General features: G+C 38.2%; 14 protein-coding genes. All 14 read left to right on the top strand.

Features of this window, described 5'->3' with window-relative positions:
* The 14 genes from hisD (at position 1) to ACTS4L_RS09215 (ending at position 17,933) form a co-directional block, all read left to right on the top strand.
* The gene (hisD, locus tag ACTS4L_RS09150; RefSeq protein WP_440616960.1) at positions 1 to 1,332 is read left to right on the top strand and encodes a histidinol dehydrogenase; all 1,332 of its coding nucleotides are present in this window, start codon (positions 1 to 3) and stop codon (positions 1,330 to 1,332) included.
* On the top strand, positions 1,317 to 2,402 hold the full coding sequence (gene hisC / locus ACTS4L_RS09155) for a histidinol-phosphate transaminase (RefSeq protein ID WP_440616961.1): 1,086 nt from the start codon (positions 1,317 to 1,319) through the stop codon (positions 2,400 to 2,402). Before hisD ends, hisC begins: the two co-directional genes overlap by 16 nt.
* Positions 2,389 to 3,459 carry a bifunctional histidinol-phosphatase/imidazoleglycerol-phosphate dehydratase HisB gene (hisB, locus tag ACTS4L_RS09160; RefSeq protein WP_440616963.1) on the top strand — a complete coding sequence of 357 codons (1,071 nt, stop codon included), beginning with the start codon at positions 2,389 to 2,391 and terminating at the stop codon, positions 3,457 to 3,459. The genes hisC and hisB overlap by 14 nt, the downstream gene beginning before the upstream one ends.
* Positions 3,456 to 4,058 (top strand): imidazole glycerol phosphate synthase subunit HisH, encoded by a 603-nt coding sequence (hisH, locus tag ACTS4L_RS09165; protein ID WP_440616964.1) that lies wholly within the window; start codon positions 3,456 to 3,458, stop codon positions 4,056 to 4,058. Before hisB ends, hisH begins: the two co-directional genes overlap by 4 nt.
* A gap of 265 nt (positions 4,059 to 4,323) precedes the next feature.
* A complete protein-coding gene (locus ACTS4L_RS09170; protein ID WP_440616965.1) occupies positions 4,324 to 4,596 on the top strand; it encodes a CopG family ribbon-helix-helix protein in 273 nt (90 codons plus the stop codon).
* On the top strand, positions 4,584 to 4,871 hold the full coding sequence (locus tag ACTS4L_RS09175; protein WP_440616966.1) for a type II toxin-antitoxin system RelE/ParE family toxin: 288 nt from the start codon (positions 4,584 to 4,586) through the stop codon (positions 4,869 to 4,871). Before ACTS4L_RS09170 ends, ACTS4L_RS09175 begins: the two co-directional genes overlap by 13 nt.
* 12 nt (positions 4,872 to 4,883) lie before the next feature.
* Positions 4,884 to 5,609, top strand: a complete 726-nt coding sequence (gene hisA, locus ACTS4L_RS09180) for a 1-(5-phosphoribosyl)-5-[(5-phosphoribosylamino)methylideneamino]imidazole-4-carboxamide isomerase (protein ID WP_440616967.1) — start codon at positions 4,884 to 4,886, stop codon at positions 5,607 to 5,609.
* Positions 5,603 to 6,376: an imidazole glycerol phosphate synthase subunit HisF gene (gene hisF, locus ACTS4L_RS09185; RefSeq protein WP_440616968.1), complete on the top strand. Its 774-nt coding sequence runs from the start codon at positions 5,603 to 5,605 to the stop codon at positions 6,374 to 6,376. The genes hisA and hisF overlap by 7 nt, the downstream gene beginning before the upstream one ends.
* A gap of 8 nt (positions 6,377 to 6,384) precedes the next feature.
* Entirely contained in the window at positions 6,385 to 7,002 is a 618-nt protein-coding gene (gene hisIE, locus ACTS4L_RS09190; RefSeq protein ID WP_440616969.1) for a bifunctional phosphoribosyl-AMP cyclohydrolase/phosphoribosyl-ATP diphosphatase HisIE, read from the top strand.
* Positions 7,003 to 7,017: 15 nt separating this feature from the next.
* Positions 7,018 to 7,713, top strand: coding sequence for a hypothetical protein (locus ACTS4L_RS09195; RefSeq protein WP_440616970.1), 696 nt, complete (start codon positions 7,018 to 7,020; stop codon positions 7,711 to 7,713).
* A 185-nt stretch (positions 7,714 to 7,898) separates the two neighbouring features.
* Entirely contained in the window at positions 7,899 to 10,019 is a 2,121-nt protein-coding gene (locus ACTS4L_RS09200) for a type I secretion system permease/ATPase (RefSeq protein WP_440651960.1), read from the top strand.
* An 8-nt stretch (positions 10,020 to 10,027) separates the two neighbouring features.
* Positions 10,028 to 11,443, top strand: coding sequence for an HlyD family type I secretion periplasmic adaptor subunit (locus tag ACTS4L_RS09205; RefSeq protein ID WP_440616972.1), 1,416 nt, complete (start codon positions 10,028 to 10,030; stop codon positions 11,441 to 11,443).
* A 253-nt stretch (positions 11,444 to 11,696) separates the two neighbouring features.
* Positions 11,697 to 12,479, top strand: coding sequence for a hypothetical protein (locus ACTS4L_RS09210; protein ID WP_440651962.1), 783 nt, complete (start codon positions 11,697 to 11,699; stop codon positions 12,477 to 12,479).
* Between the two features lie 12 nt (positions 12,480 to 12,491).
* On the top strand, positions 12,492 to 17,933 hold the full coding sequence (locus tag ACTS4L_RS09215; RefSeq protein WP_440651964.1) for a calcium-binding protein: 5,442 nt from the start codon (positions 12,492 to 12,494) through the stop codon (positions 17,931 to 17,933).
* The last annotated feature ends 16 nt before the right edge of the window (positions 17,934 to 17,949 follow it).

Below are 17,949 nucleotides of genomic sequence, written 5' to 3' on the forward strand. Positions count from 1 at the left end.
ATGATTAAAACTTACCACATTAATATTGATGATAAATCGACTTGGCAGCTTCTTCTTAAACGTGCGCCGCAAGTCAATAGTGATGACTTAAATAAGCACGTTGAAGCGATTATTAATGAAGTAAAACGCAATAAAGACCAAGCGTTATTTGACTATACTGCGCGCTTTGATCATTGGACACTTGATGATTTATCTGTGGCAAAAGCTGAAATCAAAGAAGCGTATGAGCTAGTTAGCCATAAAGACATTGAGTTAATCAAAAGTATTATTGCCAGAGTGAAAAATTATCATGAAATCAATAAGCCTAAAAATACGCTAGTTGATAGCAAGGATGGTGTGTGTTGTCATAAAGTTTTTAGTGCTATTGAGAGTGTTGGTTTATATGTGCCAGGCGGGAGTGCACCTTTGATCTCAACACTCATTATGTTAGCCGTTCCGGCAAAAGTAGCAGGGTGTAGGCAAGTGAATGTTTGCACACCAGTCAATGTAGCAGGCAAAATTCACCCATTATTATTAGTCGCCGCTGACTTATGTGGTATTGATGTCATCTATAAAGTAGGTGGCGCGCAAGCTATTGCGGCGATGGCGTATGGCACGGAATCAGTGACTAAAGTCAATAAGATCTATGGACCCGGTAACAGTTGGGTGACCAAAGCGAAAATGCTCGTTGCTGATGATATTGACGGAGCAGCCATTGATATGCCAGCGGGTCCTTCTGAAGTCTTGATCATTGCAGATTCTGAGGCGAATGCTCAATTTGTTGCGGCAGATTTATTGGCACAAGCTGAACACGGCGCTGATTCCCAGTCAATATTGATAACAACCAGTAGTGCGTTAGCCAATGAGGTAATAGCTGTTATTAACCAACAATTAAGTAGATTAACGCGTCAAGAGATTATCAAAGAAGCGCTCATACATAGTCGGATTTTAGTGGTTAATACTTTAGAGGATGCTTTGACCCTTGCCAATGACTACGCGCCTGAGCATTTGATTTTACAGGTGAAAGATCCTGAAAGCCATATTGCTCAAATTCATAATGCTGGCGCGGTATTTGTCGGGCAATGGGCAGCTGAAGCATTAGGGGATTATGTCACTGGATCAAATCATGTATTGCCAACCTATGGTTATGCTAAGTCTTTTAGTGGTTTATCAACAGTTGATTTTATGAAAGCAATGAGTGTGCAATATGTCGATGAAAAAGGGCTCTTATCTATAGGTGATTTAGCGGTACAATTGGCAGATATTGAAGGTTTGACAGCACATAAATTAGCAGTTGATCTGCGTCTGAAAGCGCTTGAAAATACAGCGGGGGAGACATGTTTGAGAAATTGATTCGCAAAGATTTATATAAGTTTAATGCATACTCTTCGGCGCGATCGTTAAAGCTTGAAGGTGATATTTGGCTTAATGCCAATGAACTGCCTTATGATTTATCTGAACAAGGGTTGAATCGCTATCCTGAACCACAACCAAACGAATTGGTGCGTGCTTTAGCAACGCTTTACCAAGTTGATCAAGATGAAATATTGGTAACACGCGGTAGTGATGAAGGCATTGATTTATTAGTCCGATTGTTTTGCACCTATCAACAAGATGCCATTATGGCGTTTAAACCAACCTTTGGTATGTATCAGGTCAGCGCGCGCTTACAAGGGGTAGAGTATTTTGAATATGCACTTGACCCCATAAATGAATTTGCACTAGATATTGATGATTTATTAAAAGAGATAAATAAAAAACCAAATGTTAAGTTGCTGTTTGTTTGTTCGCCGAATAATCCTACCGGAAATTCAATTGCGCGAGAGGATATTGAAAGCTTATGCCTTTCATTAGCCGATAAAACAATGATTGTTGTTGATGAGGCTTATATTGAATTTAGTGGCATGCAAAGTGCGACAAGTTTAATTAAGAAATATGATAATTTAGTTGTTCTTAGAACCTTATCCAAAGCGCATGGTTTGGCAGCAGAACGAGTTGGCTCTGTGGTTGCCAATGCCCGTTTAATTGGTTTGATCAAAAAGGTGATAGCACCTTATCCAATCGCACTTTCGGTAGCGCAAAATGCACTGGCTGCATTGCAATCCACGCGTTTAGCATCAGTTAAAAGTAAAATGCTTGAGGCAGTTAGCGAGCGGACACGCTTATTTCAATATCTACAATCATCAAATTTGGTTAATAAAGTATACCCCTCACAAGCTAACTTTTTATTAGTACAATTTAAAGCGGACATATTTACTCAACTATGTCAGATAGGTATTGTTGTGAGATCAATGGCAAAAGTATTTAATGATGAAACGATGTTGCGTATTAGTATCGGGACTGTTGAGGAAATCAATGGTCTTATTAACGCATTAGATAATATGAAAGTGGGGACGATAGGTGCCAGTAATGAAACAGCATAAATATTTATTTATAGATAGAGATGGCACCATCATTGTTGAGCCAGAAGATAAACAAATTGATCGTATCGACAAGCTTGATTTTCTGCCGGGTGTTTTTGATGCGCTCATTACTTTACAACGGGCTGGATTTAAACTCGTGATGGTTAGTAATCAAGATGGTCTAGGTACATCTTCTTTTCCAGAGTGTGATTTTAATGCACCACATGAGTTGATGTTGAGAGTGCTTAAGTCACAAGGGATTATCTTTGAAGATATTCTAATTTGTCCGCATTTTGATAATGATCATTGCGATTGCCGCAAACCAAAAATGGGGCTGTTAATGTCCTATTTGCGTGATCAGCGTATCAATCGTGATCACAGTTATGTTATTGGTGACAGAGTAACAGATCTTCAGTTGGCAGATAATCTAGGTATTAAGGGTATTCAAATTGCAAGTGAGCAATTTCCCGATTGGCTAACGATTAAAAACCATATTCTGTACATGCCAAGAGTGGCAACGATTACGCGTAAAACACAAGAAACTGACATCACTGTGTCAGTGAACTTGGATCAAGCAGGCAAAATTAACATTCATACGGGTATTCATTTTTTAGATCATATGCTTGAGCAAGTGGCAAAGCATTCAGGTATTAGCATGGATATTCAAGCGCAAGGAGATTTGCATATTGATGATCATCATACGGTTGAAGATATTGCCATTACTTTGGGGCAAGCATTATCTCAAGCCTTGGCTGATAAAGTGGGGATACAGCGTTACGGTTTCTTACTACCGATGGATGAGGCAAGTGCTCTGATCGCTTTAGATTTAAGTGGACGGTTTTATTGTTTATTTGAGGCGGACTTTAACCGTGATAAAGTTGGAAATCTATCGGTTGAGTTGGTGAGTCACTTCTTTTATTCACTGGCAGAGAGCTTAAAGGCAACCTTACACATTAAACTTAAAGGTCACAATACACATCATATGATCGAGGCGTCATTTAAGGCATTAGGTAAAGTCTTAAAGCAGGCGGTGGCAAAGAACTCATTAGATATGCCAAGTACCAAGGGGGTGCTATGATTGCAATTATTGATTGCTGTGGTAGTAACTTTGCCTCCATCCAATATGCGTTTGAACGTTTGCGACAAAAGGTCGTATTAACGCATGACCATGAGGTTATTCAAACATCCGATTATGTGATCTTGCCAGGTGTTGGGCATGCCAAAACAGCGATGGAAGCATTAAAGTCACATCAATTAGATCAGCTGATTCCGACACTGACCCAGCCAGTATTAGGGATTTGTCTAGGAATGCAGCTGTTACATGAATCCTCAGAAGAAGGCATGGTCGATTGCTTGAAAATCATACCCGGTAGCGTTAAAAAATTTCAGTCAACAGATACTTTAATCCCGCATATGGGATGGAATCATTTATTGGTGGATGAGAAGATACGCAATAACAATCCCTTATTTTCTGGGGTTAATCCTGATGATTATGTTTATTATGTGCACAGTTTTTATGCTGAACCTACAGCATTTACTGTGGCATATAATGACTATATCAACCGCTTTAGTGCCGTAGTAAACAAAGATAATTTCTACGGTATGCAGTTTCATCCAGAGAAATCAGGTAAGGTGGGTGAGCAATTGTTGAAAAATTTTATTACGAAAATTGGCTAAGACTAAATATTCACCCACAAGTGCTCACCGTACCCTGAGCGTAAGTCGAAGCGATGCACTGAGTATCCGTCGAAGTGGGCAATAACACTTCATAGAGGCTTCGACTTACGCTCAGCCAACGCTTACACAATTAAAGTGGGTAGGAATACGGTCATAGCCTGAAAATCTAAAGGTTAAAAAGTTGAAAAGCTAAAAAGTTTTGGATATTAGTTATCAGTAGTCTAAAATGATACTAGGTATTACCTAGTGTTATAAGGAGCATATTATGGCAACATCACTAAAAATTTCAGATGATTTAAAAGGGCGCATTCAGCAGCTTGCACGATTACAAGATAGAACGCCACATTGGATTATGATGCGGGCAATTAATGAGTATGTTTTAAAAGAAGAAAAGAAAGAACAATTTAAGCAAGAAGCGTTGGCTTCATGGCAATCTTTTAAAGAAACAGGCTTACATATTACTGGAGATGAGGTCATTCGTTGGTTGCAAACTTGGGGAACTGACAGTGAGGAGCCTGCACCTAAATGTCACAAATAAAAATTACAGAAGTTGCTTTACAAGGGATTCAGCGTTGCCAATTTTTTCTTGAGTCTAGAAATACTTTGGCAAGTCAACGCGTAGCAAATGAAATCGCTAAGTATGTTCAATTACTTAAAGAGACGCCAGAAATGGGAAGACCATTGTCTGACAATCTTCGAGAGTTGATTATTCCATTTGGTGATTCTGGCTATGCGGTTTTATACAGATATGAAGCTGTGACTGATATTTGTCATGTTTTGGCATTTAAACATCAGAAAGAAGCAGGTTATTAAAAGAGGAAATAAATGAATATTATTCCAGCAATAGACTTAATCAATGGACAGTGTGTACGCTTACAAAAAGGTGATTTTAATGCCGTTACCCAATACACGGTGACACCTGAAGACATGGCAATGAATTATCAACAAAGTGGTGCTAACTATTTGCATGTGGTTGATTTAGATGGTGCAAAACAAGGTAAACTCAAACAGCTTGATGTGATCAAACGTATTCGCAATACTACGACATCAATCATGCAGGTTGGTGGTGGCATTAAGGGTGAAGAAACGGTTGATGATTTATTATCCATCGGTGTTGATCGTGTGGTTTTAGGTAGCATTGCCGTCAAAGAGTATGAGCAAACGGTGCGACTTTTTGAGCGCTTTGGCGCAGATAAAATTGTATTGGCACTTGATGTCAACATCGTTAATGATAAACCGATGGTGGCAACACATGGTTGGCTTAATACCAGTGATCACAGTCTATATGATGTCATCGAGTATTATTTGGAGTATGGTTTAGAACATGTTCTATGTACGGATATTAGTAAAGATGGCATGTTACAAGGCGCCAATACGCAGCTTTATCAAGACTTAGTTGCTAAATATCCAAGCATTTCCTTTCAGGCGTCAGGCGGTATTGGTGCATTGGCTGATTTGCACAATCTTAAAAAGACCAAGGTGCAAAATGTAATTATAGGGCGCGCGCTTTATGAGAATAAATTGAGTCTAAGTGAGGCGTTAGCATGCTAACAAAACGTATTATTCCATGCTTGGATGTATTAAATGACCAGGTGGTTAAGGGCGTGAAATTTCAAAATCATCGCATTGTCGGTGATATTGTGACGTTAGCCACACACTATAGTGCGCAAGGTGCTGATGAGCTAGTGTTTTATGATATTGCTGCCAGTACACGTCAGCAAGGTGTGTCACCTAAATGGGTAACAGATATTGCCAAAGCGATTAATATTCCTTTTTGTGTGGCAGGAGGTATTCGTAGTATTGATCAAGCGCGCATAATCTTAAATGCCGGAGCCGATAAAATATCGATTAACTCACCTGCATTAGAGCGACCTGCGCTTATTGATGAACTAGTTGATGCTTTTGGTCAGCAATGTATTGTTGTCGGTGTCGATAGCAACTATATCGATAGTGAATATGTTGTCTGTCAATATACAGGTGATGTTGAAAAAACACTAAAAACCAAGCGTCAAACAGAAGATTGGGTAAAGGAGATCGTCAAACGAGGTGCCGGTGAGATTGTTATCAATTGCATGCAACAAGATGGGGTCAAAAATGGCTATGATATTGCGCATTTAGCGGCAATGTCACAAGTGGTGAATATTCCTGTTATTGCATCAGGTGGTGCTGGAGAGATGATGCATTTTAATGAGGTCTTTCAAAAAACGCGGGTATCTGGTGCATTAGCAGCAAGCGTATTTCATAATGGCAGTATTCAAATGAGTGAGCTTAAAGCATATCTCAGAACACATGATCACAATATTAGAATGTCGAATTAAGGATAAATGTGGATAAACTGATTTTAAACAAAATTGATTGGCAAAAAATGAATCACTTAGTGCCTGTGGTTGTGCAATGTCGCACCTCTGGCAAGGTACTTATGCTAGGATTCATGAATGAAGAGGCCTTATCACAGACAATGATTACTGGCTTTGTGACCTTTTACAGTCGCAGTAAACAAAGACTTTGGCAAAAGGGTGAAACAAGTGGCAATGTTTTGAAACTTGTTGATATTGCTGTAGATTGTGATGGCGATAGTCTTGTCGCTCTAGTTGATGCGGTGGGACCGACATGTCACAAAGGTACTGAAAGCTGCTTTGACAAAACCTATGATAACCCTTATGGCATATTGACTCGATTAGAGAACACCATTAAACAACGTAAAAAGGATAAACCGCAAAATAGTTATGTCACGAGCCTTTTTGCCAGTGGTGTGTCGCGTATGGCACAAAAAGTCGGTGAAGAAGGTGTTGAAACCGTGATTGCGGCGATGAAAGATGATCTAGATGAGCTTAAAAATGAAAGTGCAGATTTGATCTTTCATTTGTTGGTATTACTAAGAGAAAAAGATTTATCTTTGCAGGATGTGATCAGTGTTTTGCAAGTAAGAGAAAATAAGCATTAATTTAAGGTTTATGAGATGAAGTTAATGGATTATAAGTATATTGATAGCTTTAAAAGCCTTAAGTTATATCAAATTTTACTACCATTTAGATTTGGGGGTAAATTGGTCAAAGTTATTTTTGTCTTATGGGTGCTTGGTATGTTAGGGCTAATAATCAGTATATTTGTAAACAATTCATGGCTGAAGGTCACTTTGTTAGTAAGCTTTATGGCTTTAACGGTGGTATATATACACTATTTGGATAGAGCTATTATTCGTTACTACAATCTAAATGATACAATGCGATTACTATATAAAAGAGAGAAGCTATATTGGCGTAGTACAAAATATTTAATGTTTTATGAGAAGCATCCTGATTTACTCGATAACCCAGAATATTTAATCGAACTTGCCAATAGAATCACAAAGGAAGCAGAGTATAAAAAACTTCAAATATTGCAACACCCAGTTCTTTCAGTTGTGGCTGCTATATTTTTTGTGACCTTAGGAGCCTTTTTTGACAAATTAACTTTTAATATGATTTTACAAGCTCTGATTTTTCTAACGATATGTTTGTACTTTCTGTGGCTATGGGTAGGTTCATTTAGAACTGAAGAAGCAAAACTCAACGACTTCAAACTTATATTACTTTGGGGTGAGCAAAATGCAAAAGAGCTAAAAGAGCTTTTTGGAAAAATGGAGAAGAGAAACAAGAAAAAACAAAACCATTAAGTTTGAGTTAAGTTTAAAGCACTACACTCAATAACAGCTGGTCGAAGATGTTTTTCCTCTCCTCAACTGTTTTTCATATTTCGATCAGCAATATTTCAAAATTTTATCATTAATTCTAAAATCACTCTTCATTTATCTTTTTTTTGATCTATATTTTGCCTTGAGCGGGCAAATATTCGGGGGCGATGATGCAAAATTATCAGCAAAATACAGCGTTGTTGACGCTAATACAAACAGCGAGTTTATATCAAGTGGCGTTAGATCCAAAAACGATTTTTCATCAGTTTGCTGTCGATGGTGTATTTGAACATACGGCATTAATGCGCGCGCTTAAAGCCAATGGCTTTCATGCGAAAGAAATCAGTTGTGATATGACAAGTATCAAATCATCTGCGTTACCTGCGATTATTATTGGCAAAGAGGATTATTTTGTTTTGGTCGGCATTAATGATCAACAAGAATATCTTGTGATTTTAGCCAATAGTAATGAGCTGACTCATTTGACATCTACTGAATTTAATCGACTGTTTAATGGCAAAGTTATTTATCTGAATCCTAAAAATAGCAACTCAAAAGATAAGGCATTTAATATTAAGTGGTTTATTCCAGCACTATGGAAATATAAACACGTCTTTCGTGATGTGCTGATTGCATCATTTTTCTTGCAGTTGTTTGCACTTGTGACACCATTGTTTTTTCAAGTGGTGATGGATAAAGTTGTTGTCCATCAAGCTTTAACGACACTGGAGATATTAGCCATAGGCTTTGTCGCTGTGAGTATATTTGAAGTGATCTTAGGTGCGATTCGCACGTATTTGTTTGCGCATACGACAAGTCGTGTTGATGTTGAGCTGGGCACTAAACTTTATCAGCACTTGTTAAGTTTACCGCTTGCCTATTTTGAAGCGCGTCAAGTGGGTTTAAGTGTGGCACGTGTTAAAGAGCTTGATAGTATTCGTGAGTTTTTAACCAGTAGCACATTGACATTGATTATTGATCTTGGCTTTACCTTTATCTTTTTTGCGGTGATGTGGTTTTATTCAGCCAAGCTCACACTGATTGTATTGGCAACGATTCCTTGTTATATCGTATTGTCACTTTTAATTACACCAATATTAAAAGCGCGCCTTGATCAGGCATTTAAAGAAGGCGCCAAAAATCAAGCGTTTTTGACTGAGTCATTAACTGGAATCCAAACGGTGAAATCCTCAGCGATTGAGCCGCAAATGCAACATAAATGGGAAGACAATCTGGCAAGTTATGTACGTACTAATTTTCGTGCACGCAACCTAAGTAACATCACCTCGCAAATCGCACAATTCATTAGCAAGATCACGACACTTTTGATCATTTTTCTAGGGGTTAATCTCGTTATTTCAGGTGATTTAACGATTGGGCAGTTGATTGCTTTTAATATGCTTGCAGGACGTGTTACGAGTCCTATTTTAAAAGTGGTGCAACTGTGGCAGGACTTCCAGCAAGCTCGAATTTCATTAAAGCGTTTGGGTGATATCCTCAATACAACAGCCGAAGGATCTACACTAAGCAATAATCAACAGTTAGCTGAACTCTCTGGAAATATAGAGTTTAAAAATATCACATTCCATTATGGTATAAATACACCTGCAGTATTAAAAGAGATTAGTTTTAACGTGCCGGCAAATCAATCCATTGGTATTGTCGGGCGTTCAGGCTCGGGTAAGAGCACATTAGCGAAACTGTTACAAAAGCTTTATGTGCCACAATCAGGCAGTATCTTATTGGATGGCGCTGATATCTCAGCATTAAGTGCCGTGTGGTTAAGGCAGCAAATTGGTGTGGTATCACAAGAGAGCTTTTTATTTAATCGCAGTATTCGTGAGAATATTGCATTAACCTGCCCCGGAGCCTCTCTTGATGTCGTTATCAATGCTGCCAAATTATCAGGAGCTGATGAGTTTATTGTCAAATTAAAACATGGTTATGATACGGTGGTAGAAGAACAAGGTGCCAATTTCTCCGGTGGTCAGAAGCAGCGTATTGCCATCGCCAGAGCATTGATCAATGAACCTAAAATTCTCATTTTTGATGAGGCGACTTCAGCTTTAGACTATGAATCAGAGCGCATGATTCAACAAAATATGCGTGAAATCACCCGCAATCGTACCGTGTTTATTATTGCGCATAGATTATCAACGGTGATGCATTGCGATAAAATTATTTATCTTGAGTCAGGGAAGGTGGTTGAAGAGGGTAATCACAATGAACTATTAGCATTAGAAGGTCACTATGCCAAGCTCTATCGCACTCAATTTACAAATACATAGGGGGGTGTATGAGAAACTTAGGTCGCAAAATAATTGATCTGTACTACAAAGTAATACAATGGCAAGACAGGCGCAATCAGCAAAAAGATGAGCTTAGTTTCCTGCCTTTGGCACTCGAAATTGAGCAAAAACCACCACATCCCTTAGCACGTATTATGATGTGGCTTTTGGTTATCTTAATTGTGATTGCTGTATTATGGGCGTGTTTTGGCAAAATGGATGTTATAGTTACAGCACAGGGTAAAGTCGTCCCTGAGGCGCAAATCAAATCGATTCAACCGCTGGAAAAGGGCGTTATTAAAACGATTTTAATCAAAGATGGTCAATTAGTAACAAAAGGACAACTGTTAATTGAATTAGATCAGCGTGTCACTCAAACCGATGTTGATAACCTTACGCAACAGCGCAAGGTCGCGTATTTTATGTTGAAAGAGTATCAAAGCCTTTATCAATTGCTGCTGCTACCATCAAAGGATAACTTGGTAAAAAGCGATATTGACAAGCAAGTGTTAATAAAGGAGCTAACACCATCAGAAAGAGCGGCTTTAATCGAGCTGATATGGCGAAAATGGCAAGCTTATGTTGCTGATATCGATTATCTTTTAGCTGAGATCAACGCGGCTAAAGCCGAGAAAGAAGCACTACAGATGCAACTTGAGATGCTTAACAAAACACTGCCGATTATTACCGAGCAAAACCGTATGTACCAAACCTTGCATCAAAATGATTACGGTTCAAAAGCCGATATGTTACAAAGTCAAAAAGCAGTGATTGAGACCGAGCAAGCGTTGGCGCAACACAAAGCAACAGTGGCACAATTAAGTGCAAATATCAGCAGCAAAACCAGTGCGTTGATGCGTGCTAAAGCGGATTATTTAGCGCAAGTATTAGAGCAGATTGAATTAAATCAAAAGGACTTTAAAAGTCTTAATAATGAACTTGAGAAATATCAATTGATTAAGAAAGCACAAAGTTTAACAGCGCCACTGACGGGGTTTGTTCAGAACTTATCTGTGCATACGGTGGGTGCAGTAGTTACTCCAGCTCAAGTATTGATGCAGATTGTCCCCAAAGAGAGTCCACTAGAAGTCAGTGCAATGGTCTCAAATAAAGATATTGGCTATGTCCATGAAGGGCAACAAGTCCAAGTAAAGGTCGATACGTACCCCTTTACCGAATATGGCTTATTAATCGGTGAGATTATTGAGATAAGTGATGATGCGATTGAAGATCAGAATCTAGGGTTGGTCTTTAAAGTGATCACAAGGCTTGATGGCACAACATTACACAAGCAAGGAAAAGCATTTTCCATTCGTTCAGGTATGAGCGTATCAATCGAGGTAAAAACCGGTGAAAGACGCATTATTGAGTATTTCTTAAGTCCATTAACCAAGGCGTTTAAAGAGAGTTTGCATGAAAGATGATATGGGTGTGGGAGTGAAAGTTTGATGGTGGGAATCCTAGTAAATGGTTTGAGTATAATATAAGGGTGATAAAGCAGAATTTTTCAAAAAATCAAGAATGAAATTTGATCTTTAAAAATAATGGTCTAGGCTTAATCCGAGGCAACTCTATTTTATATCCCCCCGCGCTTGATTTTGATCATATGGATTGATTGTACTAGATGCCGATTTTTGAAGGCTTGGTTTGAATGTTAATTGTTGGTGAAACTTTAATGTGAATGGGCTGATTGTTAAAATGGAAAATGGTTATGAAGAGAGAAATCTTACTAGTAGGCAGTCACCATATTTAGAAAATAGTGATTGTTGCGAGGAACAATTAAGTTCGGTTTCTGATATTCCTGAAATGGGAGTGTTATCATTTTTGCTATTTCTGTTTTTTGCTATTTTGGAAGCAGCTTTTGTTATTATCTATGCTGTATACTATGATGGTCTTTCTACATCAGTATTTTATTTGACAGTTTGTATGATATTAATTGGTGGTTTAGTATTGTGGGATAAAAAAAGTCCGTTGAAACTTAGGAATCTAATGATTTTTATTTTATACCTTTTATACTCTTTATTTATTCTTCATTTTTCTGCTGTTGTGGGTGGGAATCTATCATATTCCTTTGAGTGGTTTATAGCAGTTTACTTAGTTTGTTATCCTATTCACATGTTTGTTTTTAAATTATACCAATTGCAGAAAAAAATTAGACCCTATATCGAAGTTTTATTTTATTTACGAATGTCTGCCATTAGTTTTTGGGTGGCGTATTTCGCTTACCTTTTTTGTATGTTAATGATGTTTGGTTGTTGTCCTGAAAAAAATGACTTGCGTTGGTCTTTAATTGCAGTTCCAGTTATAACAATTGAGTTTGGTGTGATTTTTTTATTATGGTTAGTTTCTGTAGGTTGGGAAAAAGTAATAATACTAAAGGCTTTAATAATACATGTTTTAGCCACTCTATTATTTTTAGGAGCATTAGGTCTGCTATTGCTTTTAATGTTTAATTTTTAGGAGGTATGAGATATGAGTAAATGTTACAAAGTTTATATATATTCAGATGGTGCATTAAATGGAGATGTTCTGGGTTATCACACGTGGGTTAAAATTGTAAACTGTAACTCAGGAGAGAGTTATACCTATAGTTATGGTGGTGAAAATTCAGGTGACTTTAGAGATGGGGAGCCTGCAGATAGAGAAGCAAAAGTTCCTCAATATAGTGGATATATCACTGAAGCGCAGTTTAATGCCATGCGAAAGAAAGGTGATGACTTAGACAAAAGCCCTCCGCCATACAGGTTACTACAAGACGGTGGGGATAATTGTGTTAGTGTGACATCTTTAATATTAGAAGCGGCAGGTATTAATATATTAAAAGGTGTGTTATCACCTAGTGAAGTGATTAATGTGATAGGTATTTTAAATTCGATTATAGGGAGGGATGATGCTTTATTAGATCGAGACAAATACTGGGAGTATATGTTTAAAAGAATTATGGGGATGGTGTCACCAGAAGATAGAAAGTTTTCGGCACTTTTAGTTTCAAAGCTGGCTGATCTTGCAACAGATCAATACTTTAAGCAGCTTGATAGCTTAAACAACAATGAGGAAGCTACTGTTATTAATCCCAATGAAATATATAACGTTATTGATAAAGTCTTAGCCGGTGATTTTAATATTAATGATTTCATTGACAGCATTGTAAATACAGATTTCAACACCGCTGCTAATATATTACCACGACATAATGATCCATTAGTATTTGACTTAGACGGCGATGGCATTGAAACCATAGCAGCGGATGGCAATGTGCTATTTGATCACACGGGTGATGGGGTGAAATATGCCTCAGGTTGGGTTGGTGCTGATGATGCGTTACTGGTGCGTGATTTAGATCAAAATGGACAGATTGATAATGGATTAGAGTTATTTGGGGATAATACCATTAAAGCAAATGGAGAGAAAGCCACAGATGGTTTTGATGCGCTATCAGACTTGGATGATAATGCCGATGGTGTTTTTGATCATAATGATACAACGTTTGATGCGCTTAAATTATGGCAAGATAGTAATCAAGACGGTGTTGTGCAAGAGGGCGAACTTAAAAGCTTAGATGATGTCAACATATCAAGCATCGATTTAAATGCGATTAATGATGGCAGTGGCGCAACCGGTGGCGTGATTGCTAAGAAATCAACCTACAACACAATCAATGGTGAGAGCTATACAATTGCTGCTTTAGACTTTAATGCCAATTTATTTTATCGTGAATATCATGATGACTTTAATCATCAATTTGCTGATGAATTAGAGACTATGGATTTGGCGTTTAATATGCAAGGTTCAGGGGCTGTTAGAGATTTAAACCAAGCAGCATTGCTCAATCCAGATATTGCTAACGTTGTGCAAAATATTACACAAACCAATAGTTATAAAGAGCGTATCGGTTTATATCACACGCTTGTCAGTGAGTGGTCACAATCAGCGGAAGAATTTACTTCAGCCATTACCACACTAGAAGGGTTAGTGCTCGACTCTGGTGCGAAGATTAGCTTTGAGATTAGTGATGAAACACGTCAGCGTTTAGAGAAAATTGCTGTGCTTGAGGCATTTAATTTTAGTCATATGCTCGATTATGCCATCACCGAGAATGGAGTAAACTCAGAAATTAGAATATCCATTGGTAATTGGTCAAATGTGATGAAGTTTAACAGCGGTGAAGATTTAGTGTTAAATGATGCGATGTTTACAGGCTTTCCACAGCAAGCGCCATTGATTAATAGTGCATATGACAAACTGCTATTATCTGTTGAGAACACTGTTTTTAAAGCACATGATTATCAGCAGTTGATTGATATGGTCGAGTTTTATATTGATGATCAGGGGCAGTTGGCAATGAGTTTTGAAGCAGTTGATCAATATTTTATCGATAATGCACAAATTAATCCCATTGATACAGTTGGCTTGTTATTGGCGCTTAACACAGTAGACAATAATCAGCTATCAGCCCTTGGCTGGGATAGTAACAAGACATTAGCAAATATGTTAAGAGCGCTAGATAATGAGCAATTGGCTGAGCTATCACAAATGCAATCACATCACTTTAGAAATGGTATGATTAGCAGTATACACATGCTTCAGGACTCTATAGAGCATAATATTCAAGGCAATGAAATTGTTATAGGGAGTGATCAAAATGATGTAATCAATCCAATTGATACTTCTAGATGGTATGCGATGAGTGCAGGCGGTACTTTAGCATTTAACTATGTTGATGGCGGTAATGGTGATGATTGGATCCATACCGAACGCGGACATTTTTATACCGATATTGTTTTTGGTGGTAATGGTAATGATTATTTGGTGTCAGATATACCAACATATGATGAAAGAAGACAGTATTATGCTCGTGAATATACTACTGCTGATGCGTTATATGGTGAGGCAGGGGACGATGTTCTACATGGCGGTGGCAGTAATAATATTTTAGATGGGGGTGAGGGTAACGATATGATCATTGCCAGAGCTGGAAACAATAAAGTTTTTGGTGGTAATGGTAATGATATTATTATATCAGGAGCTATGCTATCTGAGGTGTATTATGGCATCACTGATGGTGGTGTGGGTGGGGAGAAATTTCTAGCAAATAGCCATACCATAACGGAGGCGGGCAAAGGCGATGATATAATTGTTAGTGGTTATCGTAATCAATCGACTTATATTTATCATTTAGGCGATGGGCATGATGTGATTTTAAAGAATGCATTTTTGAATGAGCAAGGGCATATTGGCTTTAATTATGATGGTACTCATATGAAAGAGTATCTTTTTAGTGATCAAGGTCAAGGGATGATTAATGATACATTTAATGATGTATTACGTTTTTCTAATGGCATAACGCCTGAAAGTGTTTCTTTACGAAGGATTGAATATGATCTTTTATTGACAATGAATGAGCATGATAGTGTTAGACTGACTAATTTTTATAAAGCACTTGATGACTATGTCAATTTAGGTAAAGTCTCACAAATCGAATTTGCAAATGGTACCATTTGGCAAAGAGGTGACGAGGTTTTTGATATTACACCGGAGAATGTGCACTATGTAGGGACTGATCAGTCAGATAGTTTTCATGGGACGATTGCCGATGATATTTTAGAAGGCAAGCTTGGAAATGATGAGCTATATGGTGGCAAGGGCGATGATGAGATTTTTGGTGGTGAGGGCGATGATCAATTATATGGCAATGAGGGTAATGATGCATTGATCGGTGGGCAGGGTAATGATCTTCTATCGGGAGGTCATGGCAATAACCAGTATCTATTTGGATTAAACTTCGGTAGGGATGAAATTCAGGCGACCTATCTCTACAGAGAAGACCAGTTCGCGAATGATACCGTAGTGTTTACAGATGGAATTATGCTTGATGATGTGTTCTTTGTTAAAAACTTAGAGGACCTCATTGTTAAGCATACAAATAATCAGGATCAGATTGTGTTAAAAAACTTTTATACCACGACATCAAATTATCACTCAGGCGTGAATCAATTTATTTTTGCTGATGGAGAGGTGGTGGATAGGTCACATATGTTACTTGATCCAACTACGGTAAGAGGGACGCCCTATGATGATAAGCTAATAGGTAGTAATGAAAATGATTTTATGTATGGGCAAGATGGGAATGATAACTTAGAGGGGAATGCTGGTGATGATACACTTGATGGTGGCTTGGGCGATGACCGCTTAGCCGCAGGAGAGGGTGATGATACTTTAATCGGTGGCAAAGGTAATGACTATCTGTATGGTTATATGGGACATAACCGTTATGTTTTTTCAGTAATGGATGGAGAAGATAGAATTAAAAAAATGGATTTATCACGACAAATCCCTGGGAACAGCTCAACGTTAGTATTTAATGAGGGTATCCAATTAAGTGATTTTAATCAGATTAATTTAACGTCATTTTCACAAATATTTTGGAGTCAGGGAGCATCTTATACAAAAACTCACGTCAAAGATCTAATGTTCGTTTCTCAGGAGAAAGGTCTAAATATCACCTTGGTGGATTATGGTATGACCAAAGATTATGATGAGGATAAACGGGACTATTCTTCATCAACCTATCTTGAATTTAACAACGGCACCGAGCGTTGGCAACTAACGCCGCATAAAACTATGAGCATGGAGATCAATGGCGAAGAGAAGTCATTTCATCACAGTGTGACTTTAACGTGCTTTGATGAAGTAGCACAAATGACACATATCAAAGGAATTGGCAAGCGTGAATATTTACAAGGCACAGCAGGTAACGATATTTTAGATGGGGGAGGGAATCATGATTATTTAGCAGGTGGTTTGGGCATTGATCATTATGTGCTATCAAATCTGTCTTTCAATAATGATGTGATTGTTGCTGATGCATCTAATGTTGAGGATGCGCTACTGCTACAAGGAGTGACAATGGATGAGTTATACTTCTTGCGTGATGGTGATGATCTGTATGTGAAAGCAATTGGAAATCATTTCAATCAGACAACGCTATATCAGGCGGATGATTTGTTTTATCGCAGCAGCATGAAACTTAGTGGTTATTTTAAAGGTTTAAGCGTTGATACCATTATTGATAGCGAGGGTCATGTGCATGTAATCTCGGAGCTACTTAATGATGAAAGTAAATATAGTGCAATAACGGATAATTTACACCGTATAGGTAGCAAAGGGGATGACTACATTGAAACTTATGCAGGTAACGATGTGATTCATGCCAAAGCGGGTAATAACTGGGTTGATGCAGGTCAAGGAAATAATACGATTACAACTGGTGGGGGTGATGATCGAATAGATGCCGGTGATGGCGATAACTTAATTAGGGCAGGACATGGCGATAATGATATAGAGACTGGCGATGGTAATAACAGTATTCGGGCAGGAAAGGGTAATGACACGATCTATGTGGGCGAGGGTGATAATGTTATTAAAGCGGGACACGGTGAAAATATCATTCAAGCAGGCAGTGGTGACAACCAAATCTATGGCGGTTCTGATTATGATTATGTCTACGTTGAGGATGGTAATAATAGTATCCGCCTAGGCAATGGGGACAATGAACTAGATGCTTATGATGGCGATAATATGGTTTATGCAGGTTCAGGCGATGACTCGGTGAATTTAGGTGATGGTAACAATACCGTGAAATTAGGGGCAGGCAATAATGAAGTCTTCGCTTACAATGGCGATAACAATGTTACCACAGCGGCAGGCGATGATTACATTGAATTAGGCGATGGTAATAATATCATTCGTGCAGGAGGCGGTGATAATGAGATCGTCGTAGGAGACGGAGATAACCAAATTTATAGTGGCAATGGTGATGATCTGATTTATGCTGATGATGGCAATAATGTCATTACCCAAGTTGGTAAATTTTTGATTATTAAGTATTCAAATCAAACTTTTTTTGCAATTTAACGCCCCTCAAACCCTC

It is taken from the genome of Cysteiniphilum sp. 19S12-1, from assembly GCF_052030685.1.
In the GTDB taxonomy this organism is placed as follows: Bacteria; Pseudomonadota; Gammaproteobacteria; order Francisellales; family Francisellaceae; genus Caedibacter.

Bases quoted from the DNA above. Each gene is read 5' to 3' on its own strand.
- hisC (WP_440616961.1), top strand. From the start codon at position 1,317: ATGTTTGAGAAATTGATTCGCAAAGATTTATATAAGTTTAATGCATAC.
- ACTS4L_RS09200 (WP_440651960.1), top strand. From the start codon at position 7,899: ATGATGCAAAATTATCAGCAAAATACAGCGTTGTTGACGCTAATACAA.
- hisH (WP_440616964.1), top strand. From the start codon at position 3,456: ATGATTGCAATTATTGATTGCTGTGGTAGTAACTTTGCCTCCATCCAA.
- ACTS4L_RS09170 (WP_440616965.1), top strand. From the start codon at position 4,324: ATGGCAACATCACTAAAAATTTCAGATGATTTAAAAGGGCGCATTCAG.
- hisA (WP_440616967.1), top strand. From the start codon at position 4,884: ATGAATATTATTCCAGCAATAGACTTAATCAATGGACAGTGTGTACGC.
- hisF (WP_440616968.1), top strand. From the start codon at position 5,603: ATGCTAACAAAACGTATTATTCCATGCTTGGATGTATTAAATGACCAG.
- ACTS4L_RS09175 (WP_440616966.1), top strand. From the start codon at position 4,584: ATGTCACAAATAAAAATTACAGAAGTTGCTTTACAAGGGATTCAGCGT.
- ACTS4L_RS09195 (WP_440616970.1), top strand. From the start codon at position 7,018: ATGAAGTTAATGGATTATAAGTATATTGATAGCTTTAAAAGCCTTAAG.
- hisB (WP_440616963.1), top strand. From the start codon at position 2,389: ATGAAACAGCATAAATATTTATTTATAGATAGAGATGGCACCATCATT.
- ACTS4L_RS09215 (WP_440651964.1), top strand. From the start codon at position 12,492: ATGAGTAAATGTTACAAAGTTTATATATATTCAGATGGTGCATTAAAT.
- hisD (WP_440616960.1), top strand. From the start codon at position 1: ATGATTAAAACTTACCACATTAATATTGATGATAAATCGACTTGGCAG.
- ACTS4L_RS09205 (WP_440616972.1), top strand. From the start codon at position 10,028: ATGAGAAACTTAGGTCGCAAAATAATTGATCTGTACTACAAAGTAATA.